20 protein-coding genes are annotated in these 21,550 nt (G+C 58.9%); 7 read left to right on the plus strand and 13 right to left on the minus strand.

The genetic code is table 11. The features are described from left to right. Positions 1-186: 186 nt before the first annotated feature. From JNM28_07565 to JNM28_07585, 5 genes are read right to left on the minus strand one after another with little or no spacing between them, the layout of a single operon-like run. A complete protein-coding gene (locus JNM28_07565; protein ID MBL8068292.1) occupies positions 187-1,023 on the minus strand; it encodes an ATP-binding cassette domain-containing protein in 837 nt (278 codons plus the stop codon). Continuing rightward, on the minus strand, positions 1,024-2,088 hold the full coding sequence (locus tag JNM28_07570) for an aminopeptidase P family protein (protein MBL8068293.1): 1,065 nt from the start codon (positions 2,086-2,088) through the stop codon (positions 1,024-1,026). It abuts the gene before it with no gap. 9 nt (positions 2,089-2,097) lie between these two features. Further along, positions 2,098-2,538 (minus strand): type II 3-dehydroquinate dehydratase, encoded by a 441-nt coding sequence (gene aroQ / locus JNM28_07575; GenBank protein ID MBL8068294.1) that lies wholly within the window; start codon positions 2,536-2,538, stop codon positions 2,098-2,100. Further along, complete coding sequence (locus tag JNM28_07580; protein ID MBL8068295.1) at positions 2,535-2,732, minus strand: Trm112 family protein; 198 nt, start codon at positions 2,730-2,732, stop codon at positions 2,535-2,537. The genes aroQ and JNM28_07580 overlap by 4 nt, the downstream gene beginning before the upstream one ends. Then, complete coding sequence (locus tag JNM28_07585; GenBank protein ID MBL8068296.1) at positions 2,707-3,780, minus strand: glycosyltransferase family 4 protein; 1,074 nt, start codon at positions 3,778-3,780, stop codon at positions 2,707-2,709. Before JNM28_07585 ends, JNM28_07580 begins: the two co-directional genes overlap by 26 nt. A gap of 85 nt (positions 3,781-3,865) precedes the next feature. Here JNM28_07585 and JNM28_07590 point away from each other — a divergent pair, with 85 nt between their 5' ends. Beyond that, positions 3,866-4,249: a hypothetical protein gene (locus JNM28_07590; GenBank protein ID MBL8068297.1), complete on the plus strand. Its 384-nt coding sequence runs from the start codon at positions 3,866-3,868 to the stop codon at positions 4,247-4,249. Positions 4,250-4,268: 19 nt separating this feature from the next. Here JNM28_07590 and JNM28_07595 read toward each other — a convergent pair whose 3' ends face one another. Genes JNM28_07595 through asnS form a run of 3 tightly spaced genes read right to left on the minus strand, consistent with a single transcriptional unit; the run spans position 4,269 to position 8,455 of the window. Continuing rightward, complete coding sequence (locus tag JNM28_07595; GenBank protein ID MBL8068298.1) at positions 4,269-5,018, minus strand: ABC transporter ATP-binding protein; 750 nt, start codon at positions 5,016-5,018, stop codon at positions 4,269-4,271. Next, positions 5,018-7,045, minus strand: a complete 2,028-nt coding sequence (locus tag JNM28_07600; GenBank protein MBL8068299.1) for an ABC transporter ATP-binding protein — start codon at positions 7,043-7,045, stop codon at positions 5,018-5,020. Before JNM28_07600 ends, JNM28_07595 begins: the two co-directional genes overlap by 1 nt. Before the next feature lie 6 nt (positions 7,046-7,051). Further along, a complete protein-coding gene (gene asnS / locus JNM28_07605) occupies positions 7,052-8,455 on the minus strand; it encodes an asparagine--tRNA ligase (GenBank protein MBL8068300.1) in 1,404 nt (467 codons plus the stop codon). Positions 8,456-8,552: 97 nt separating this feature from the next. On the opposite strand from asnS, the gene JNM28_07610 reads away from it, so the two are divergent. Further along, positions 8,553-9,245, plus strand: a complete 693-nt coding sequence (locus JNM28_07610) for a hypothetical protein (protein MBL8068301.1) — start codon at positions 8,553-8,555, stop codon at positions 9,243-9,245. Between the two features lie 41 nt (positions 9,246-9,286). After that, positions 9,287-10,453 carry a phytase gene (locus tag JNM28_07615; protein MBL8068302.1) on the plus strand — a complete coding sequence of 389 codons (1,167 nt, stop codon included), beginning with the start codon at positions 9,287-9,289 and terminating at the stop codon, positions 10,451-10,453. On the opposite strand, the gene mnmG is transcribed toward JNM28_07615, so the two are convergent. The 3 genes from mnmG to JNM28_07630 form a co-directional block, all read right to left on the minus strand. Further along, a complete protein-coding gene (mnmG, locus tag JNM28_07620; protein MBL8068303.1) occupies positions 10,416-12,353 on the minus strand; it encodes a tRNA uridine-5-carboxymethylaminomethyl(34) synthesis enzyme MnmG in 1,938 nt (645 codons plus the stop codon). The two genes, JNM28_07615 and mnmG, sit on opposite strands and share 38 nt — an antisense overlap. Positions 12,354-12,407: 54 nt before the next feature. Then, the gene (locus tag JNM28_07625; protein MBL8068304.1) at positions 12,408-13,055 is read right to left on the minus strand and encodes a prepilin-type N-terminal cleavage/methylation domain-containing protein; all 648 of its coding nucleotides are present in this window, start codon (positions 13,053-13,055) and stop codon (positions 12,408-12,410) included. Positions 13,056-13,160: 105 nt separating this feature from the next. Then, positions 13,161-13,907 (minus strand): prepilin-type N-terminal cleavage/methylation domain-containing protein, encoded by a 747-nt coding sequence (locus tag JNM28_07630; GenBank protein MBL8068305.1) that lies wholly within the window; start codon positions 13,905-13,907, stop codon positions 13,161-13,163. A gap of 128 nt (positions 13,908-14,035) precedes the next feature. Here JNM28_07630 and JNM28_07635 point away from each other — a divergent pair, with 128 nt between their 5' ends. Together JNM28_07635 and JNM28_07640 are read left to right on the plus strand one after the other, a co-directional pair. Further along, the gene (locus JNM28_07635; GenBank protein ID MBL8068306.1) at positions 14,036-15,040 is read left to right on the plus strand and encodes an NAD(P)/FAD-dependent oxidoreductase; all 1,005 of its coding nucleotides are present in this window, start codon (positions 14,036-14,038) and stop codon (positions 15,038-15,040) included. Positions 15,041-15,175: 135 nt separating this feature from the next. Next, positions 15,176-15,790, plus strand: a complete 615-nt coding sequence (locus JNM28_07640) for a PEP-CTERM sorting domain-containing protein (protein ID MBL8068307.1) — start codon at positions 15,176-15,178, stop codon at positions 15,788-15,790. Between the two features lie 83 nt (positions 15,791-15,873). Here JNM28_07640 and JNM28_07645 read toward each other — a convergent pair whose 3' ends face one another. Beyond that, a complete protein-coding gene (locus JNM28_07645) occupies positions 15,874-16,029 on the minus strand; it encodes a hypothetical protein (GenBank protein MBL8068308.1) in 156 nt (51 codons plus the stop codon). Positions 16,030-16,168: 139 nt separating this feature from the next. Continuing rightward, entirely contained in the window at positions 16,169-18,190 is a 2,022-nt protein-coding gene (locus JNM28_07650) for an arginine--tRNA ligase (protein ID MBL8068309.1), read from the minus strand. A gap of 227 nt (positions 18,191-18,417) precedes the next feature. Here JNM28_07650 and tadA point away from each other — a divergent pair, with 227 nt between their 5' ends. Together tadA and JNM28_07660 are read left to right on the plus strand one after the other, a co-directional pair. Beyond that, positions 18,418-20,211, plus strand: a complete 1,794-nt coding sequence (gene tadA, locus JNM28_07655) for a Flp pilus assembly complex ATPase component TadA (GenBank protein ID MBL8068310.1) — start codon at positions 18,418-18,420, stop codon at positions 20,209-20,211. Positions 20,212-20,404: 193 nt separating this feature from the next. After that, positions 20,405-21,547 (plus strand): type IV pilus twitching motility protein PilT, encoded by a 1,143-nt coding sequence (locus JNM28_07660; GenBank protein ID MBL8068311.1) that lies wholly within the window; start codon positions 20,405-20,407, stop codon positions 21,545-21,547. Positions 21,548-21,550: the final 3 nt, after the last annotated feature.

The following is a 21,550-nucleotide window of genomic DNA, read 5'->3' on the forward strand; positions in this document are numbered from 1 at the left end:
CTAATCGACCAAGATGTTCCGCCAATCCCCCCCCCCCCGGATTGGGCGAAGACGGCTGTACTGGGCGTTATCAAATGGGCAGGAACCAAGGCCAAAAGAGAGTTTTTGATCATTGTGTTAGTCCTATGCTAAGCAAAAAAAATGTTTCAGAACCGTCTCGTTGTTGTCAAGCCTATGAAAAAAATCTTAATAAACCCGCAACGACCGTAAAGCATCGGCCACCGTCGGTTCAGTGGCGACAACCGATTTCACTGCCCCATAACCGTACGTCAACAAGTGTGCGGCCATTGCCTGGTTGCGGTGGGAGGTGAAGACGACCTGCCCCGGAGACTTTTTGATATTGATGGCGAACGGTTCGACCATCGCCGCAACCGCCGATTGGTCGTCGCATTCCACGGTGAACGTCGTTGGCCCCGCATCGGCCAGGAGCTTGGCCACCGTCCCTGCAAACACCATGCTCCCCCCACCCACCACCACGATCTGGTCGCACCGTTCGGCCAGCGCGGGGCTGTTTGTGGCGATCACAAACGACTTGCCCAAATCCAGGTCGTCATCGATGGCCCGCCAAACCGATTCCCGCCGCCAAGGGTCTAAAAGGTCGAGCAGGCCGTCGATGCAGACCAGCCCCCGCTCTGGAACGAGCGCGCCGATCAGCGCGCTGGCGATCATTTGGCTCGGCGTCAACCGGGAAACTTGGGTGTCGCGCAGCTCCGCAAGGCCTAGGGCGGTCAGGGCCACCGCCATGCGTTGGGTTTCCGGGGAATCGGCTGCCGCCTTGGCCAGACCCATTGGAGTGGCCCGCCGGGGGAATGCCGGGTCGCCGCACAACACGCGGGGGACGTCGCAGTCAACGGTGCCGGATCTGGGTGGCCGCCCACCCGAAACAAAGTCCAACAAGTCAGATTTGCCCGAGTTGGTGGGGCCCATCACGGCGATCAGTTCACCAGGAAGGATTGTCAGGCTTAGGCTCTTCCCCTGTTCGCGGAGTTGAACCCGATCCAGGGAGGCAAGGGGTTGCGGCATCTAAAGGATCAGGAGCTCTTTGGGCGCGTGGGTGAGGATCTCCGGACCTGCCGCCGTCACCAGCACGTCGTCTTCTATCCGGACACCCCCAAACCCTTCGATGTAGATACCGGGTTCCACTGTAAAGACCATGCCCTCGGCAATGGGCTGGTCAACCGTGGGGCTCAATCCGCCGGGATCGTGGACATCAATCCCCAGCCCATGCCCCAGCCCGTGGCCGAAATGGCGGTCGAGCCCCTTTTCCGCAAAGAGTTTGCGAGCGTGGCCATCCACTTCCTTCCCCTGGGCTCCCGGCTGCAACAACGCACAGCATTCGACCTCGGCTTTCAAAACAAGGTCATAGATTTCCCGGTGGCGATCGCTTGCCTCGCCGGCCACGAACGTCCGGGTGATGTCGCTGCAATACCCGTCAAGCCGGCCGCCACAGTCGATCGTCACAAAGTCGCCCCGGGCGATTCTCCGCTCGCCCGGGTGGGCGTGGGGCTTGGCCGAATTTGGGCCGCTGGCCACAATCGGGTCAAAGGCGATCCCGGCCCCGTGGCGGCGGTAAAAGAATTCGATGTCCAACCCGATTTCGTGTTCTGTTCGGCCGACTTGGATGAGCCCCGTGATGTTCTCGATGCAGGCATCGGCCAACTGGCAGGCCGCTTTGATCCGTTTGATCTCGTCCGCCGTTTTGACCATTCGCAAGTCGCGGATCAAATCCGGGCTTTCAACCCATTCGACGGCAGAGATTCGGTCACGGCGCTTCTTCCATTGGCCATAGGTGAGCGAACTTTCAAATCCGATCTTCGATGCCCCGGCCGCTGCCGCTTGCTCTTCGATCACATCATCGAGCGACCGCGGGTTTTGAAAGACTACGACTTCCAGCCCCTGCACTTCGGCCCGGGCTTGCAACGTGTACCGGCTGTCCGTTACCAAAACTGCCGTACCGGGCGTGACCAGGCAGACGGCGCTCGAACCCGTGAACCCGCTCAGCCAGCGGACATTTTGGATGGTGGTGACAAGCAACGCCGGCACGGAACTCTGTTCCATGGCGGCACGGAGGCGGCTGAGGTTGTCCATTGTCTTTGGTTAGGCAGAAGGGCTTTCGAGCGATTTGATTGCCCGCAACGCGAGGCTATAGCCTACCGCCCCCAGCCCGGTGATCTGCCCGACCGTCACTGGCGAAATCACCGAATGGCGGCGGAACTCCTCGCGAGAGTGAACGTTGCTCAGGTGGACTTCAACCACCGGTGTCCGTACGCTGGCCAGCGCATCGCGCAATGCGATCGAATAGTGCGTGAACGCCCCGGGGTTGATCACGATGGCGTCGGCCCATTTGCGGTTCTCCTGGATCGTATCGATCAAGACGCCTTCATGGTTGGATTGCAAGATCCGCACTTCCATCCCCAGTTCTTGGGCTGTCGCCTGGATGTCCGCATCGATGTCGGCCAGCGGTTTTTTTCCGTAAAGTTCCGGCTCCCGGAATCCGGTGAGGTTGATATTGGGGCCGTGGAGGACAAGGACTTTCATTGTTTTTGTTCCGGACTTGGCGTGAGGCCATCGTTAACCGCGAGGTGGGGTATGCCGTCGATAACCGGGTAGTTACGGCCGCAATCGGGACATTCCCAACCGCCTTCTGCCTTCTTTAACAAGGGGCGGTGAGGGCATGCCGGGCACGCCAAGATCGATTCTAGGAACTCATCCACCCGCGGCTGCCCGTCCATATGCCTCCCAAGTCTTTGCGGCGGTGTCCAGCCATGAAAAATCGCGCACGCGATCCCGGCCCTTAGCCACCATCGCCTCCAATTTACCGGAATCGTCAAAAAGCCGGTCCAACGTGCCGGCCCACGTTTCCGGCCGGTAATCCGGGCAAACCCAGGCCGCGTCCAATGCCACCTCGGGGATGGCCCCACCCGGACCGCAAACCACCGGTGTGCCAGAGGCGAACGACTCCAGGATCGGGATCCCGAACCCCTCGTGCAAACTCGGCAGGAGGAAACAATCGGCCGCCGAATAAAGGTTCCGGATGGTGGCATCATCCACATAGCCCAAGTGGAGCGATCCGGGTTGGATGGCTTCTCCCGGGCCGCAAGTCACCAAACGGTGGGTCTCCGCAAGCAGGGACTGCGAATATGCCTCCCCCGCCAATCGTGAATTCTTTCGCGCCCACGGAGATGTGATGGCAAACACGAATGGGGTTTCGATTCCAAAGCGGCTGCGTAGGAATGCCTTCGCGACCGTCTTGTCCGCCGGCGCGAACCCTGGCCCCAAGGCGTTGAAGGTCACGGTCACTTTCCCCCGGGCCGCCGGAATGTACTGTTCGATCTCGCGCTTTGTGGTTTCTGAAACGGCCAGGATCTGCTTGGCCCGCCGGCAGCTCGCTGGAAGCCCCTTCGTCAGCAAAAGGCGGTCCTTCCACCCGTACCAAAGAGGGTTGACGAAAAACGACACATCGTGAACGGTTGTCACCGCGGGGCAAGCCGTCAACGGACTCACGTTGTATTGGGTGTGCAAGATGTCGGCCCCCGATTCCTTTGCCGCACGAGGCAAAGCCACCAGGCTCCAAAGGCGGGGATTGGCGGCCTGGACTTCAACCCACCGGAAGGGGCAGTCGCCCAATTCGGCAGGCCGTGGAGTGTCGCCGAACAAGGTGACCTGGGCTTCGCCACAGGTTTGCGAGAGGCCCCAAATCAGCCCCCGCCAATAGCTTGTGTCGCCCGTATTCTGGGTTCCGGCAAGCCGGGCGTCGATGGCGACTACGGGGTCTTTCATACCGGGAATGCCCGCCATTGGCCCGATTTGTGGAAGCGGGAACGTTTACAATACCAATATCCGTTGAAAAGGAGCACAGGCCATTATGAGAAACCAGAAATCCCGGGCGATGTGGGGCGTATCGATCGTCTTGATCCTCTGTTTCGCCTTCTTTATGAACGCGACCAGTTGGCTCACCAAGCCGCTCTTCCCTGAACAACCGAAGCAACCCACCGCAGAGGGCCCGTCGGCCCAACAAACCAAAGAGATGCTCGCCAAAAACGTCAAGGAGCACACCATCACGATGGAAGGTGAAGGGGAAAACGCCAAGGCCGACACCGGTCTGCCGGCCGAACCGGCGATTTTCAAAAAGAAACAGGGGATCTACAAACCAACCCCTAACCCCACGTCCACCTCGAGCCAATGGTGGCGCAAAGACGGGTACGTCGAAGAACAGAAAGAAAAAGTCAAAAAGGAACGCGGGTTCTAACTTAAACCGGAACCTGGTTTCAATCGGCCGGACGGAATGCCGTCCGGCCGGTTGCCGTTTGGAACTCTTGCAAACCCACTTCAAAGCAAGATTCCAGCACCGCCAATGAAAGGCCATCCATCGGCCCCGAATAGACGGCGTTCCCGCCCTTGAGCAGGATGCACCGGCTCCCGACCGCCGTGCCGAACGCGATGTCGTGGGTGGTGAGCAACACGCTCCGACCCGCTGCCAAATCCGGGATTAACCGCGCCAGATTCGAACGGGTCGGCAAGTCCACGTGGGCCGTGGGTTCATCTAAAAGGAGGAGGCGGGGGTTTTGGGCGATGCTGCGCGCGATCAGGGTGCGTTGGCGTTCGCCCCCGCTGATCTCGCGGACGGGGCGATCCCTCAGCGGCCAGATTCCCAGTTCGCGGAGTGCCGATTCTGCTACCTGGAGTTCAGCGGCCGATTCCCACCGGCCAGTCTCCAGCGGAAGGCAACCCATTAACACCGTTTCGAAAACCGTGAAGTGAAACGGCGGCTCTTCCGTCTGCGGCACCGCCGAAACAAGCTTTGCCCGGTCTTTGAGGCTGATTCCGGCAAAGTCGACGCCATCGAGCGCAACCTGCCCTTGCCACGGGACTTCACCCAACACGGCCCGAAGGAGGGTTGATTTCCCCGATCCGTTCTCACCCAGAATCACGGTGATTTCCCCAACCGGGGCATCGAACTCCACCGGTCCAAGCTGGAATGATCCGGATTGGGCGACCAGGCCGGCGACGCGGAACATCAGTCGATCTGCCCGTCCAAAATTCCGCTGGTGAACGCCCGGTACATGCCGGCATAGGGGCCGTCTTTGGCCAACAGCGATTCATGGGTGCCGGTCTCCAAAACCTCGCCCCGTCGGATTACCAGAATCTTCGTTGCCCGGGCCGCCGTGGTCAGCCGGTGCGCAATAAACAACGTCGTCCGTTTGTGCATCACCTCTTCGATTGCTTGCGTCACGACCTTTTCGCTCACGGAATCGAGGTTGGAAGTCGCTTCATCCAGAATCAAGACTTTGGGGTCTTTGACTAATGCCCGGGCAATTGCCAGACGTTGCAACTCCCCACCGCTCAAGCGGACTCCGCGTTCCCCCAATACGGTGTCCATTCCATCGGGGGATTGGTCGATGAACGGCTTGGCATTGGCCATCTGGGCCGCCTGCTCGATCTCAGCGTCGGATGCCTCAGAACGGCCCAACCGCAAATTGTCACGGATCGTCCCGGCAAACAAAAATGTCTGCTGGGGAACCACGCCGAATTGCGCCCGGAGCCAATTCACCTTGAGATCCGGATAGGGGATCCCATCGAAGGTGATGCTCCCGCTGGTCGGTTCGTAAAACCGCAAGACTAAGTCGGCAATGGTCGATTTGCCTGAACCCGAGGGGCCGACTAAGGCCAGGGATTCCCCCGGCTCCAGCGTAAAGCTCACATGCTTCAGAGCCTCAGTGCCATCTGGGTAAGTGAACGAGACGTCTTTGAACTCGATCCGTCCCCGGGCGTCGGCAATTTCGCGGGCGTCGGCCCGTTCCGACCGTTCGTCGGGGATGTCCAAAATGTGGCTGTGGATCCGGTCGACGGCCGCTTGCACCTGGTTGTAAGTGCTGGTCACGTTGGTGATGCTCTTAAAACCCTGGTTGACGATATCCAGCGCTTGGACGATCACAATGATGTCGGCCACCGCCAACAGGTTTGCTTTGGCCAAGTGCCCGCACGCGTACATGATGATAGCGATGGCCACGGCGCCGAGGAATTCGACCGTCGGCCGCAGGGAAGCGATCCGCCGCGCCCCCGTCAGCTGAGACTGGTATTGCTTTTCCGCGCTTTCATCAAAGATCCCGCGCATCTGATCTTCGGCCGAAAAAGACTTGATGATCCGCGCCCCGCTCAACGCTTCCTGGCTGAGGGCTGTCACGCTCGCCAAGTCGTCTTGGATCTGGGATTGGGCATCCCGGATCTGACGGCCGGTGCGGTTGACGACAAACGCCAGCAAAGGCACGAACATCAAAGCGATCAGCCCCAACAGCGGCTGCATGTAGAACACGAACGCAAGGGCCCCCAAGGCTTTGATCGGCCCGTCGATCGAATCGCGGATCACCATCACCGCGCTTTGGTAAACGCCGACGTCGTTGCTGACAATGCTTTGGATCTCGCCCGTCCGCTTGCTGTTGAAATACTGCACCGGCAGTCGCATGAGCTTGTCGAACAGTCGTTGCCGCAGGTCGGTGGCCAAACGGTTACTTGCTTTGCTCAAATAGTAGACCTGCCCGCGAGTGAACACATATTTCAGGGCGAACAGGGCCACAACGCCAAAGCAGGCAAGGGCCAGGGTTTGCAACGCGTTGTTCTGCCGGATGGCGATCTGGTCTTGGGTTTCTTGCCGCTTCAGTTCTTGCCGCGCCACCAGGATCTCTTGTCCGAGCACGGTTGCATCGAGCTTTTGTTTCCTGGCGACCTCTTCAATCTGTTCCCGCGTCAAATCCAGGTTGTCGGCCGTCTTCCGCGCTTCTTCGATCGCCCGGGCAAGTTTGCCCTTGTCGACTCCCAGGCGCCCGGCAATCGGCTCCACCTGCTTTTCCGTCAGTTTCAGGCTCTCTTGGCTGATGCGGGTGGCCGCAGCGTCCTCGATTGCGGTGAGGGCGGTGAGGGTGAGTTTGAGCGTGGCAACCGTGAGCAGCGAGGTGACAACAACGCACACCAGACCTTTCAAGATGGTCTTTTGCTGCCGCCGGAGTTCGGCGGCGATGCGGCGGTCGAGTCGGGGGAGAAAGCGCACGAGGCCCTAAAAATCCGCCGAGCCCGGGGCCCGGTGGAACGGGATCACATCCCGGATGTTCTTCATACCCGTCAGGTACATAATCAGCCGCTCGAAGCCAAGCCCGAAACCAGAATGCGGTGCGGATCCGTATTTCCGCAAATCCAGGTACCACCAATAGGCTTCCTTCGGCAACCCCATTTCGTCGATCCGGGCCTCCAACACGTCCAGCCGATCCTCGCGCTGAGAACCGCCGATCAACTCCCCAATCCGGGGGACAAGAACGTCCATGGCCCGGACGGTTTTGTTGTCGTCGTTGCGGTACATGTAAAACGCCTTGATGTCTTTGGGGTAATCGGTGACGATGGTCGGCCGGCCGATCTTCTTCTCCGTCAGCCACCGTTCATGCTCGGATTGCAGATCGCTGCCCCACTCCACAGGGAACTCAAAGTTTTCGCCGGAATTAACCAGCATATCCACCGCCTCGGTGTAGGTCACCCGTTCAAAATTACTGGATGAGACATGGTGCAGCGTGTCCAAAAGCGACGGCTCGATCCGCTGGTTAAAGAACTCAAGGTCGGGGGCGCAATGGTCCAAAACGTCTTGGATAACTTCTTTCACAAATTCTTCGGCCAAATCCATGTCGCCGTGGATGTCGCAAAACGCCATCTCCGGCTCGATCATCCAAAACTCGCTGAGGTGCCGGACGCTATGGCTGTTTTCCGCCCGGAAAGTCGGCCCAAACGTGTAGCAGTTGGTCAATCCCAGGGCTTGGGTTTCGACGTTGAGCTGGCCCGAAACGGTGAGGAACGCCGGCTTTCCAAAAAAGTCTTCCGCCGGGTCGGTGTTCTTCAGGCGGTATTGGGCCCCATCGGGGCCGTGTTCGGCTTCCAGCAGGGTGCTGACGGCAAACATCGCCCCCGCCCCTTCACAGTCGCTGGCCGTGATGACCGGTGTGTGGATCCATTTGAACCCCCGGGACTGGAAAAACTTGTGAACCGCCCACGAGGCCTGGTTCCTCACCCGCTGGACTGCCCCAAAGGTGTTACCCCGCACCCGCAAATGGGCGATTTCCCGCAGGAATTCGAACGAAGCCCCTTTCTTCTGCATCGGGTAGCTGTTGGGGTCGGCCGTTCCGAACACGGTCACCGATTCGCCCTTGAGCTCAATCGCCTGGCCCGAGCCCGGGCTTTCGACCAACGTCCCCGAAAATTTGACGCAGGCACCGGTGGTGATTTGTTTCAAAACCTCTTCCGGAATCGCTCCCGATTCGACAACGACCTGCAGATCTTGGAAGCAGGAGCCATCGTTCAATTGCACAAAACTCACGCCTTTGCTGTCTCGCCGCGTTTTGACCCACCCATAGGCATCGGCGGGCATGCCGGGAGCCATGCCGAAAAGGTCTTTGAGGTAACTGCGGCGGTAATCCATGCGTTCGCGCGATTTTACTTGCGCCGACCGGAACAGACAGGGAATGCGGGACGCGCCGCATCTGCCCGCTTCGATGGCGTAGGATAGGTGAAAGCCCATGGTCACCCCGTACGATTGGCAAGAAAACATCGGCCACCGCGCCAAATTTGTGGAATCGAGGCTGGAAGGCGGGATCCCCGTCGCGGCCGCCTCCATCCCCGATGGGATCCTTTTCGCCACATTTCGATACCAATCCACGAAAATCTTTGAGATTTACGACCGACTCGTCTTTTCAGCAATCGGCCAACAAAGCGATGTGGAATCCGTCCGCGTGGCGGCCATCGAATTTTGCCACCAAGAGGGGTATCGGCGGAGTGAGGACGATGTGACCATCCAACGGGTGGCCACGCACCTCAGCCAGCCCATCAAGCGGGCCTTCGGGGATTTTTCCACCGCGCCGATGGTCGTTCGGTCCCTGTTTGCCGAGATCGCCGAATCCCCATCGGGAGACCGGTACTTTGCCATTGACTACGATGGAGACTATTCGGTCTATAAAAAATACTTTTTCCTTGCGGGAACCCGAGAAGCCGGTGAAACGATGGGGAAAACCGTCGAGGGCTTCGATTTTTCCTCGGCCAACCAAGATGACGCCTTGGCCCAGTTGAGGGAAGCTGTCACAATCGGAATGGATCCCGACGGGAGCCGGGCGGCGGCGGGTGAAATCCCCGAACTGACTTTTGAAGCGGCAATCATTCGCCGCGACCCCAAGTGGAACCGCAAATTCCTCCGCATTGCCGGACAAGCCGATTGAGTGTCCCTGATAACGCAGTCGGCCGTCCTATAATCAACACTATGAAACGAACCGGGTTGATTGCGGCAGGCTTTTTGCTGGCCGGGTGTGCGGGAACGGGCAACTCCCCTTTGGATAACCAACCCGGAACCCGGTTCAACAGTGCCGGGGCCAGCGGGGGAACGGCAACCTCCACCCAGGAACTCAAGCCGGCTGCCGCCACGGATCCGGTTGCCCACGATGCCGATGATCCGGCCATTTGGGTGAACCGGCTCAACCCGACCCAAAGCCTGATTCTGGGCACCGACAAAGTCGAATCGGTCGGCGCGCTTTACGCCTTCAATTTGGAAGGCAAAACCGTCCAAAAAATCGAAGGATTGGATCGGCCCAACAATGTCGATGTCGGCTATGACCTCAGCCTAGGCGCGAAAACGGTTGACTTTGCCATCCTGACCGAGCGGAAAGCCGGGAAGCTGAGGATCTATTCGATCGACAACGAAACCGGGAAATTGGAAGACATCTCGGGCAACACCTCGATTTTAGGAGAAGAAACCGGGTCGGCCAAAGAACCAATGGGAATTGCCGTCTATCGTCGGGAAGATGGGGCACAATTTGCCATCGTCGCCCCCAAAACCGGCGGGAAAACGAACTACCTGGCCCAATACCGGCTTGTCCCGAATAATGGAAGGATCGATCTTAAATTAGTGCGGCGTTTTGGCGCATTCAGCGGAGTTGACAAAGACGGAAACGGCGAAATCGAAGCCATCTGCGTTGACCAAAAGGCGGGGGTCGTGTATTACAGCGACGAACTGGCCGGCATCCGCAAATATTGGGCCGACCCTGAGCGCCCGGGCGCGGACAAGGAACTCGCTACATTCGGGACTGAAGGGTACAAAGCCGACCGGGAAGGTCTCGCGCTGTATGAAACTTCGCCGCAAGATGGCTTTTTGCTCAGTGTCGACCAGGTCGAGAAGAAGTCGCGGGTGTTTGTCTACACCAGAGGCGGGGCAAACGAATCCGACCAACGCAACACCTTGGTTGCGGCATTCGAGACCCCGGCTGATACCACCGATGGCATGGAGGCCACGAGTCGGGATCTGGGTGTGCGGTACCCACAAGGGATCCTTGTGATGATGGATAGCGGCAACAAGCGGTTCTTGATTTTTGACTGGCGCGACATCGCCCCGCGTCTCATGAAGCGGCAGACTTCTGGCGCAGCCAACCGATGAGCAGCGCGATATCCGATGGCCGGACGCCGGGGATGCGACCCGCTTGGCCAATGGTTGCCGGCTGGACACGGCTCAGCTTCTCCGTGCTTTCGTAGCTGAGACCTCTCACCGCCCCGAAGTCGAAGCCCCCCGGAATTTGGAGGCCTTCCAATCGCTCGGCGGCGGCAACTTCCTCTTGCTGACGCTTGAGGTAGCCATCGTAGATGGCCAAAATCTCGATTTGCTCCCTGACCTCGGTTTGGAGTCGGCCGCTTTCTGGATCGTCTGGTCTTGCCAGCCAACCGGCGTCGGCATCAATGTCGCCCGCCAATTGGACCACCAGGTTCAATCCGGAGCCCGGCCGTTTGAGGAGTTCAAAGAGGGGGATCTTGTTTTTGACCGGTCCAAGCCCGAGCGACTCTGCGGCTTGGCTTTGGGCTTCATAGACTGATGTTTGTTGCAACCCATTGAGCGCTGTGTTCAATAGCTCCATCTTGCGGTGAAACCGGTCCGCCCTTTCCGGACTGGCAAGTCCAATTTCAATCGCCAGCGGGGTCAACCGTTGATCGGCGTTGTCGTGCCGGAGGTGGAGCCGGTGCTCGGCCCGGGCAGTCAGCATCCGATAGGGATCCTCAACCCCCTTTGTGACCAAGTCATCGACCATCACGCCAATAAAGCTTTGGCTTCGGGGAAAAATGATTTCAGACTGTCCGGTCGCGAATCGGGCCGCGTTGATCCCAGCCACAATCCCCTGTCCGGCCGCCTCTTCATATCCGGAAGTGCCGTTGATTTGGCCGGCCAAGAACAAGCCGGTTAACAGCTTGGACATCAAAGTCGGACGCAACTGCAGCGGGTCGGCCATGTCGTACTCGACCGCATATCCCGGACGGATCATGGAAACCTCTTCGAGTCCCGGGATCGCCTTCAAAGCAGCAAGCTGAACGTCGCCAGGCATGGAACTACTGAATCCTTGGACATAAATAGACTCATCGTTCCACATTTCTTGCTCAAGAAAAATCGGATGCGATTCCTTGTCGGCAAACCGCACCACTTTGTCCTCGACCGAAGGGCAGTAGCGGGGCCCTACGCCCTCGATCTGGCCGCTGAACATGGCCGACCGGTGCAAGTTTTCCCGCAGGATATCGTGGGTCTGCGGGGTCGTGTGGGTTTGCCAGGTCGGCAGCAAATCTTGAGTCTCAAAGGTCCGGTCGTGCAAGAAGCTCATTGGCCCAGCGTCCGGCTCCGAGGGCATCACAAGCGTTTTGGACAGGTCGATTGAAGACAACGCGATGCGGGGGGTTGTCCCGGTTTTGAACCGCCTTTGCCGCACCCCCAAGTCACGGAGGAAGTCTGATAGATTTGAGACTGCCCGGTCTCCATGCCGTGCGGCTACTGTCTTGGTCGCCCCTTCATGGCAAAGTCCGTTCAAGAATGTGCCCGTTGTGACAACAACCGACCGGCAAGCGATGGTCTGGGTTTCGGCGGAGCCGCCGGCAGCCACAACAATCCCCGTGATCGAACCGCCTGATTCGAGAACGGTCAGCACCTGGCCTTCGAGGAGGGTCAAGCCTTCCTGTCCCGCCATGACCTTTTGCATAAAGACCGGATAGTCTTTTTTGCAGACTTGGGCTCGCAGGGTCTGGACAGCCGGCCCTTTCCCTGTCCCAACGCGCCGGTTGTGGGTCAGCGTGTGGTCGGTCGTCACCGCCATCTGGCCACCGAGCGCATCCACCTCCCGGGCAATATGCCCCTTGGCGGGGCCCCCGATGCTGCAGTTGCAGGGCAAGTGGCCGATCCGGTCGAGCCTAAGGGTAACGCACAGCGTGGAAGCCCCCAACCGGGCCGAGGCTAGGGCTGCTTCGATGCCCGCATGACCGGCACCGACGACAACGACATCAAAGTTTTCCACGCGAAGGTGGATTTTACTGGTCTGTCCACGTTTGCAGTCGGGCCACTCTCAACGCCAACATGGCTCTCAGTCTTCGGGGAACCACATTCGGTCGATGTTGTGCTCACCGGGGCCTTCCTCGCCTGGCTCGATGGTCTGTTCCCATCGGTGGAACTTGGCATGGCTGTCCACATAGCCATAATTTGCGCCCTCGGCGAACATCTTGCGGAAAATCGCGACGTCGAATGCTGGCTCGTCATCCTCATTGACGTACTCGTCGAATTCATCCCATTCGTCATCTTCTTCCGGCCAAGAAACATAGTCGTCATGCTTGTATTCAAAGGCGCGGGGTGCCAGCAGAATTTGGTTGGCGGGTTGGGAGAACGTCGTCATGCTTAAGCCAATGACCCCGAGGCGGTTCAGGAGGTAGTCGGTCTCCGGGTCGGTTGCCAGGGCCTTGTATTTGGGAGTCCGGAAAACGCCTTCGTTCTTTACATACGGATAAAGGATCTCGAACCACTCGTAATCCGCATCCTCGTCATCCTTCATCAACATGTCGTCGTAGTCGGCGGCATAGATGTTCAGGGCCAAACCGATCTGCTTGATATTGCTGAGGTCTTGAGTTTTTTTGGCCGCATCCTTGGCTTGGGCAAAAATAGGGAACAAGATCGCCGCCAAAACAGCGATGATCGCGATCACAACGAGAAGCTCAATGAGCGTAAATGCACGGCGCATAGAATCATTTTGCCCGCTTACGTCCCCTGTAACGGTTATCAGAGTGTTAAGGGCCACCAGGCCCGCTGGTTGGCAACCCAAGAGCCTGGTGACCCATCGTTCAGATCAATCGACCGGGGGCTTGTTGTCAATGTTGTGCAGGCCAACGTTATCGATGGCATCCGGAGCCTTGGATTTGTCCAAAGTCTGAACAAATTTGTACCACTTGGCGTGCCCATCGGCAAAGGAGTAGTTATTGCCGCCCAAGTGTCGGCCCGTATTCTTGGGGTCTAACACTTGCGCGTCAGTCCCGACGTCGCTTAGCACATAGCCGCTCCCATCCAAGAACCCCCGCTCCCACTGGCCATCGGGAGCCGATGCCCAGGGATGGTAATCAAAATAGCCGACCCGCTCATGCCGCTCGGCAATGATGATCTGCTCGGCGACCCGGTCGAATTCGGTCAAACTCGCCCCGTGGGCAAAGAACCCGTTGATCAGATAGTCGGTGTGCAACGGCTTCCAATCGGCCACAGACATCCACGTGGGGAAGATCGACGGAGTGGAGTTCACATCTGGGTCGCGGAAGATCTGCTTGTTCTTGATGTATGGCTGCAGGGGGTCGAACCAGGTGTATAGGTCAGCAATGGTTTGCCCCGTCTCCAGGTCGTGGTGGGTATGGCAAACACGGTCGTCGTAGTCGTTGGAATAAAGCATGATCGCCGTCACGATCTGCTTGTGGTTACTGAGGTCTTGCGCCTTCTTGGCGGATTCTTTGGCTTGGGCAAAAACGGGGAAGAGGATTGCCGCTAGGATCGCGATGATGGCGATGACGACGAGTAATTCGATGAGGGTAAAGGCGGTTCTCCGTTTCATTTCCCGAAAGGATACACACTGTTGCGTTTGAGAGCAAATGATCTGTTGCAATATTATTGCTATATAGAACTTTGGACTCATTTGGCCAGAGCTTTTCGGCTAGGCCGCACCGCCGCCACTCGGGCAGAATAGGGAGCGTGGATCGAGTCGACCTCACCATCATTGGCGGCGGACCTGTGGGTCTGTTTGGGGCATTTTATGCCGGGCTGCGGGGCATGTCCGTGCGCGTCATCGATTCCTTACCCGAACTTGGGGGCCAACTCACCGCTCTCTATCCCGAAAAGTACGTCTACGACATGCCCGGCTTCCCCGAGGTTCTTGCCAAAGACCTCGCCGCCCAGCTCATTGAGCAAGCCCGCCGGTTCCAGCCGGAACTCGTGTTGGGGCAAGTGGCCAGCGGCTTAGAGAAAGATGGGGACGGGTGGACGGTCACTACGGGCGACGGCCGCCGTTGGCCAACCGGCACCGTGCTCATCACCGCAGGGGCGGGAGCCTTTGCCCCCACCAAAATCGGGGTGAAACGCGAAGACGAGTTCGAAGGGAACGGGCTGACGTACGGCGTCCGCGACAAGGCTGCTTTTCAAGGCAAGAAGATTTTGGTCGTCGGCGGGGGAGATTCCGCTTTCGATTGGGCGGTCGCTCTGCACCCGATCGCCGCCAAAACCACCCTTGTCCACCGCAACGACCGGTTCCGCGCGCACGACGAAACCGTTCGGCAACTCCGTCAAACCGATGCCGATATTCGCCTCTTCCATGTCGTCAAGGAACTCCACGGGGAAAGCGCCTTGGAGGCCGTCACATTAGAGAACACCGAGTCCAAAACTCAGGAAACGGTCGATTGCGATGCCCTCATCGTCAACATTGGGTTCAAATCCTCGCTTGGGCCCATCAAAGATTGGGGACTGGCCATTGAAAAGAACCAGATTTCCGTAGACCACCACTACCAAACAAATCTCCCCGGGGTGTTTGCCGCCGGGGATGTCTGCACCTTTGATGGGAAACTGAAACTGATCGCAACCGGCGTCGGCGAAGCGGCCACCGCCGTCTGCGTTGCCAAAACCCTCCTGGACCCCGCGGCCAAGCTATTCCCGGGGCACAGTTCCGACATGGAGATGCCTTCGGCCACCAGTTAGGAAAACTACCGGTTTTACGGATACTGCGCCCACGACCGCAATCAAGGCGGAAAGTTCCAAGTACAATGGTTGGGAAAGAGGATCACTGAGACCGGAAGCTGTCCGGTTAAGCCTCTTATCGAGAGTGAGATCAATATGAAACGCTCCCTGGCAACCCTTGTGCTTTTGTCGGCTTTCGCCCCTCTGGCGCACGCCGCAACCCTTGTTTTCAATTACGGAATCGTATATACCGGCGACACTCCCTCGGGCACCGCCCCGTGGATGACCGTGACCTTGACCGACTTTGCCGCGAACACCGTTGATGTGAAAATCGACCACAACGCAACGAGCGGCGCCGGCCAATTCGTTAGCGAAGTCCTGCTCAACCTCAATCCGTTCGTGACCATTAGCTCGGCAACCGCCATCGCTGGCAAAACGGCGACCTTCGCCTCTGCGGCAAGCGGTTCGTTCCCCGATGCGGGCACCACGTTCGATGTCGATGTGCAGCTGAACACAAGCAATGCCGGGGGCGGCGCCCAGCGACTTTTGCCAGGCGACAGCTTGACCGTCCGGCTGGTCGGCAATGGCCTTTCGGTTGCGAACTTCGATGACCTTTCGAATGGCGGGAACCAGGTTCGCACCATGGCCCACATCCAAAACACGGGTGGACAGTTGGGCTCGAGCAAGGTGACCGAAGGCGTCCCCGAACCAGCAACCATGACGGTCTTGGCCGGGATCGCTTTGGCCGCTGCCCGGCGACGCCGCAAGTAAACCGGTCGGTCAAAAAATCAACAACCCCGGCCGCCGTTCGGCGCCGGGGTTGTTCCATTTTTCACTGAGAGACAGCGGCTTGGCTATTTTCCGCCCGGGGCTTTGGAATCGGTTTTGGCCGCGCTCCCCGATGCCGACCCCGTCGATCCGGTGTCACCGCCGCTGCTGTTGCAACCGGCGAATGCCAAAAGGGAACCGGCGACAAATGCCGCCAGAACGAGAACTGTGAGTTGTTTCATGGTGTTTCCAAACGGAGTTTCCGGGTGGACAAGACCCCTGGCCCGGCCACCCTTCCCAATTGCAACATCATTGCGCTATTTTTCGTTGCAAATACGGCGACTTTTTTTGAAATTTTTTTGCGATGAGCCGGGGCACGGGTCAGGCTGACCGGTCCATTCGATCCGGAGCGGAGACCCCGAGCAGGCCCAAGGCCGCCTTCAACGCGGCGCGCGCCGATTCGCAAAGGGCCAACCGGGCGCGGGTGAGATCCGGTTGGTCGGGTTGAATGACCCGGCATGAATCGTAAAACCCATGGTAAGTGCGGGCCAACTCGATGGCATAGGTTGCCAACCGGTTGACGCTGTAATCCGCCGCCGTCCGTTCAACCTCGTGCCGCAAATCGCAGATCTTGAGGATGAGGGCCGTCTCTTTGGGATGGGTGAGCTGATCGATCCTGGATTGTTCGCCCACAAAACCTTCGGCTCCCGCTTTGTCGATGACGCTGCAAATGCGCGCATGGGCATATTGAACGTAGAACACCGGGTTCTCGTCACTTTGCTTAGTCGCGAGTTCCAGGTCAAAATCCATGGCCGTGTCGTGGTGGCGCATCAGATAAAAGAACCGTGCGACATCGGTGCCGGCCTGCTGTTTTTCTTGTTTTGAACCGTTCGGTCTCAAAGTCTCGCCGATCTCATCGACCAGGTCGATGAGGGCATAGATGTTGCCGTCCCGCTTGCGCATGGGGGCGGGCTTGCCATCTTTAAGGAACCGCACAATTTGGAAGATCTGGACTTCCAAATGCTCTTCGGCCCAAGCGAGCGAGGCCAGGCACCGGTTGCGGTCTTCTCTGCTGTCGTAAATCACGGCCTCATGGTCGCTCAACGGGGCGTCGTTGCTAACCGGTTCCGCTTGGTCGGCGTGCATGGCGGCGACAACCGCAGAGAGCCGGGCGATGTAGCCGTGGTGGTCCGGCCCGAGCACCGTGATGAGTTTGTCGGCATTGGCGGGGCGGTTGAACTTGTCTTTGTGGTACGCCACGTCGCTGGCGATGTACGTGAGTCGGCCGTCCTTGCGCTTAAGAACCCGATCCTGGTCGTCGCCGAACTTGGTGCTGCGGAGCCAAATGGTTTTGTTTGCCGCACCGGCTCTGCCAATGGCACCCGGGCTCGTTTCGGCATCGACCCCTCCCTGACCCTCCCCGGTCCCGAGGAGGGAATCGGGATCGTCTTCGTCGGCGGGCTGAGCTTCTTTCTGGACTTCTTTGATGGTTCCGCCCTTGGCGAAGACGACCTTGGTACGGGTGGGTTCGTCATCAGCGACCCCAATTTGGATCAAGTGGTCTAATTCTAGTTGCACGGCACCGGAATCGTGCAGGGATTGCTCGGAAAACCAGGTATCGAATTTGGTTTGGAAAGTGGACAACGCAGAATTCTGCGCCTCGATCATTGCCAATTGGCAGGCGTGTTGCACGTCAAGTAGGTCGGCACTTTGAAGGTGCCCAAGCTCCTTAGCGACTTCGTGCACGTAATCTCCCTTATAGCCATTATCAGGAACGGGGCGGCCTTCAATGATCGCCTTCACCGATTCGGCGAACAGCCGCATCTGCTCGGAATTCACGCCATCGTTGATGTAGTACTCGCGGTGGACGGTGTGCCCGGCGGCTTCAAGCACATTGCACAGCGCGGAGCCGAACGCCGCCCCTCTCCCCGAGCCGATGGTGATGGGCCCGTTTGGGTTGACGGAAACGTGCTCGACGTTAATTTTGAGTGGGCGGGCGGGTTGGAGCTTGTAGAAACCGTCTTGATCTTTGATCACATGGTCCAAGAACCCGGCGGCCCAGGCGGGATTCAGACGGAAGTTGACAAATCCCGGCCCCGCGATCTCAATTCCCGAGAGCACGGGGGCACCAAGTACCGGCGTTCCCTCGCCCTCACCAGGATTGAGGAGGGGAGAATTTACGGCCTGGATGGCCGGCACCAGCTTTTCGGCCAAGGCGCGGGGGTTGAGTCCGGCGGTTTTTGCCGCAACCAGGCAAAAGTTGGTGGCGAAATCGCCGTGGTCGGCTTGTTTGGGTGGCTCGACTTCAATGCCGACCTCGCGGGCCGCAACGGGCAGATCCCCCGCAGAAATAAGGGATTCCACAGCCGAGGAAACCAGGGAAACAAGCGCGGATCGGATCAAAACAGAACCGATTATGCCGCCCAAAGGAGGACGCCCCGAACGTTAAGACCCACACTTTCAGTCAAGAAAGTGGCGACGCCCCTATCTTCTTGAGGTCGATTTGTGACTAAAATAGGGGCCTGCCCTTGGAACCGGCCACCGGAGGAACTGAAAATCGGTCGGTTGCGGGGGGATTTTTCAAACCTGGGGCCAGTGCACGCCGCGGGGGTTGAAGGACAGTTAAGCGAATGGCAATCGAACGTTTACCGATGACCAAGTACCTGATCGACAAGGGGTACTTGAAGCCGGATCAGTTGGAAGAGGCCCTCAAGGTCCAGGAACAGACCAAAAACCCCAACCTCGGCAAGATCCTGACCGACCTGGGAATGGTTGGTGAGCGGGAAGTCACCGAGGCCCAAGCCCAGGAGGCTGGCTATCCGTTCGTCGACCTGGATAACGTCAGCTTGGAAAGCAGCGCGGTCAACGTCGTGCCGGACCGCATCGCCAAACTCCACAGTGTCATCCCCGTCCGCAAAGACGGCACCATGCTCTGGGTCGCTATGAGCAACCCCAACAACCTGGAGGCCATCGACGCCGTCCGCTTTGCCAGCGGCTGCATGGTTAAGCCTGCCGTGGCGGTGCCCGGTGCCATCGAAGATGCCATCCGCCGCTATTACGGTTCCGGAGAAGCGGCACCCAGCGCGGAAGCCAACGGCGCGGCCGTTGCGGCCGCCAAAGCCGAAATGGCGAAAAAGTCGGGACAAACCGCCGGTATCAGCGCCCTCGTCGCCCAAGCCCAAGTCAGCCGGGATGCCGATGAGGCCCGCATGCCGACCGGCGACGATGAAGATGGTGCCGAACTGGCCGAACAGGCCCCGATCATCAAACTCGCGAATGCGGTGATCCAAACCGCCATCGTTGACCGCGCATCAGACATCCACGTCGAACCCCAAGAGCGCACCGTCCGGATCCGGTACCGGATCGACGGCGTCCTTGCCGAAGCGATGACCGTGCCCAAAAACCTCCAGGCACCCCTCATCAGCCGCTTCAAAATCATGGCGGAAATGAACATCGCCGAACGGCGCGTCCCTCAAGACGGCCGGATCGAGGTGCGACACCAAGGCCAAGAATTCGACCTCCGGGTCAGCTCCATCCCCACGCCGTTCGGGGAAAAGATCGTCATGCGGATCCTGGACAAGGGGAACGCGATGATCGGGCTCGGCAAACTCGGTTTCACCGAAGAAAACCAGGCCGCCATCGAAGAGCTCATCAGCCAGCCCAACGGGATGTTCCTCTGCACCGGCCCCACGGGTTCTGGGAAAACGACCACCCAATATTCGGTGCTGCACATGCTCAACTCTGTCGAGCGGAACATCATCACCGTTGAAGACCCGGTCGAATACCAGCTAAACGGCCTCAGCCAAGTCCAAGTCAACAAAAAAGCTGGTCTCACCTTTGGAACGGCCCTCCGCGCCTTCCTCCGGCAAGACCCCGACATCATCATGGTCGGTGAGATGCGGGACCTTGAAACGGCGGAAATCGCCATCGAAGCCTCGCTCACTGGCCACTTGGTGCTTTCCACGCTCCACACAAACGACGCCCCCTCGGCCACCCTCCGGATGATCGACATGGGTGTTGAGCCCTACTTGATCTCGGCGACCGTCGTCGGTGTCCTCGCCCAGCGGCTCGGCCGGCGAATCGACAATTCCCATAAAGAACCGTACGAGGTTCGGGAAATCGAACTCCGGCGGTTCGGGTTCCAGGTGCAAAACCCGGATGCCAAGGTCACCCTCTACCGCGGGATCCCGCACGAGGACAACCGGATGACCGGGTTCAAAGGCCGGACCGGTTTCCACGAGCTCATGGTCATGAACGGCGAAATCGCAGAAATGGTTGTTCGCCGCGCACCGCTTAACGACATCAAAGCGGCGGCCAAAGCCAACGGGATGAAAGAACTCCGCGAAGACGGGCTCGGCAAAGTCCTGATGGGCCAAACCACGCCCGACGAAGTCATGCGCGTCGTCTTCACCGCCGGTTTCTGATTTCTCGGAACCACCGCGAACAATCCAGAATTCAACCCACGTCAAACTAAAGAAACAACGCCCACAGATGGAAAATCCGAACATGCCCCCGCAAGGGACAACCCCGCCGCCGACAATGCCCCCCTCCGACGCCCCTATGGGCATGGGTGGGGAGCCGCCACGCGAAGAACGCAAAGCCGGTGCGCCGAAATCAATGGAGGATCTCCATATCGACGAACTGCTCCACATCGTCGTCGACCGCAACTGTTCCGACCTCCACATCTGCACCGACAGCGAACCCGTCATTCGCGAGGACGGCAAACTCCTCCGCCTCAATTACGAAAAGTGCACCCCCCAGCAATCGCAGCGGATGCTTTACGAAATCGTTAGTGACGACCAGGTCACCCGGTTTGAGCAGACAAAGGAGCTCGACTTCTCCTATGCGCTCCCCAACCCGGTTCACCTGCGCGAGCAGGGCAAAGGCCCGATCCGCGCCCGTTTCCGGGTCAACCTGTACCGCGACCGCGGGGCCTGTGCTTCCGCATTCCGGCTTATCTCCAGCCGGATCCCGACCGTCGAGGAACTAAACCTCCCCCCGATCCTCAAACCGCTCAGCGAGCGGCCCCGGGGCCTGATCCTCGTCACCGGCCCGACCGGTTCCGGGAAATCAACCTCGCTCGCCGCGATGATCAACCATATCAATATGAATTTTTCCCACCATATCATCACGATCGAAGACCCGATCGAATATCTGCACACCCACAAGAGTTCCGTTATCAACCAGCGCGAGCTTGGGCAAGACACCCTCAGTTTTGCCAACGCCCTGAGGGCCAGCCTCCGGGAAGACCCCGACATCTTGCTCGTCGGTGAAATGCGCGACCGGGAAACCATCCAGCTCGCCATTACCGCAGCAGAAACGGGGCACTTGGTGTTTGCCACGCTGCACACCAACAACGCGCCAGAATCCATCGACCGGATCATCGACGTCTTCCCCCCGGGGCAACAAGAACAGATCCGCGTCCAGCTTTCCAACAACCTCATCGCCATCGTCTCGCAGCAACTCCTCCCGCGCGCAACCGGCCCGGGGCGGATCCCCACCAACGAGATCATGATTGCGACGCCCGCCATCCGCAACCTCATCCGGGAAAACAAAACCCACCAAATCCCATCCATGATCCAAACCGGACATGCTCACGGGATGATGAGTATGGATCAGTGCCTGCGGGACCAATATATGAAGGGGCTCATTACCTTGGAAGAGGCGATGACCCGGTGCCAAAACGTCGAAGAGCTCAAGAAGATGATCAACCTGGGAACACCAGGTGAAAGCGGTCCCGGCGGGCCGCCCCGGAGGTAAATG

The sequence above is a fragment of the Armatimonadota bacterium genome (assembly GCA_016789105.1).
Lineage (GTDB): Bacteria > Armatimonadota > Fimbriimonadia > Fimbriimonadales > Fimbriimonadaceae > UphvI-Ar2.

What these genes read in the sequence shown, in the direction of transcription:
- JNM28_07565 (MBL8068292.1), bottom strand. Translation starts at nt 1,023, where the DNA reads ATGCCGCAACCCCTTGCCTCCCTGGATCGGGTTCAACTCCGCGAACAG.
- JNM28_07570 (MBL8068293.1), bottom strand. Translation starts at nt 2,088, where the DNA reads ATGGACAACCTCAGCCGCCTCCGTGCCGCCATGGAACAGAGTTCCGTG.
- aroQ (MBL8068294.1), bottom strand. Translation starts at nt 2,538, where the DNA reads ATGAAAGTCCTTGTCCTCCACGGCCCCAATATCAACCTCACCGGATTC.
- JNM28_07580 (MBL8068295.1), bottom strand. Translation starts at nt 2,732, where the DNA reads ATGGACGGGCAGCCGCGGGTGGATGAGTTCCTAGAATCGATCTTGGCG.
- JNM28_07585 (MBL8068296.1), bottom strand. Translation starts at nt 3,780, where the DNA reads ATGAAAGACCCCGTAGTCGCCATCGACGCCCGGCTTGCCGGAACCCAG.
- JNM28_07590 (MBL8068297.1), top strand. Translation starts at nt 3,866, where the DNA reads ATGAGAAACCAGAAATCCCGGGCGATGTGGGGCGTATCGATCGTCTTG.
- JNM28_07595 (MBL8068298.1), bottom strand. Translation starts at nt 5,018, where the DNA reads ATGTTCCGCGTCGCCGGCCTGGTCGCCCAATCCGGATCATTCCAGCTT.
- asnS (MBL8068300.1), bottom strand. Translation starts at nt 8,455, where the DNA reads ATGGATTACCGCCGCAGTTACCTCAAAGACCTTTTCGGCATGGCTCCC.
- JNM28_07610 (MBL8068301.1), top strand. Translation starts at nt 8,553, where the DNA reads ATGGTCACCCCGTACGATTGGCAAGAAAACATCGGCCACCGCGCCAAA.
- JNM28_07615 (MBL8068302.1), top strand. Translation starts at nt 9,287, where the DNA reads ATGAAACGAACCGGGTTGATTGCGGCAGGCTTTTTGCTGGCCGGGTGT.
- JNM28_07625 (MBL8068304.1), bottom strand. Translation starts at nt 13,055, where the DNA reads ATGCGCCGTGCATTTACGCTCATTGAGCTTCTCGTTGTGATCGCGATC.
- JNM28_07630 (MBL8068305.1), bottom strand. Translation starts at nt 13,907, where the DNA reads ATGAAACGGAGAACCGCCTTTACCCTCATCGAATTACTCGTCGTCATC.
- JNM28_07640 (MBL8068307.1), top strand. Translation starts at nt 15,176, where the DNA reads ATGAAACGCTCCCTGGCAACCCTTGTGCTTTTGTCGGCTTTCGCCCCT.
- JNM28_07645 (MBL8068308.1), bottom strand. Translation starts at nt 16,029, where the DNA reads ATGAAACAACTCACAGTTCTCGTTCTGGCGGCATTTGTCGCCGGTTCC.
- tadA (MBL8068310.1), top strand. Translation starts at nt 18,418, where the DNA reads ATGGCAATCGAACGTTTACCGATGACCAAGTACCTGATCGACAAGGGG.
- JNM28_07660 (MBL8068311.1), top strand. Translation starts at nt 20,405, where the DNA reads ATGGAGGATCTCCATATCGACGAACTGCTCCACATCGTCGTCGACCGC.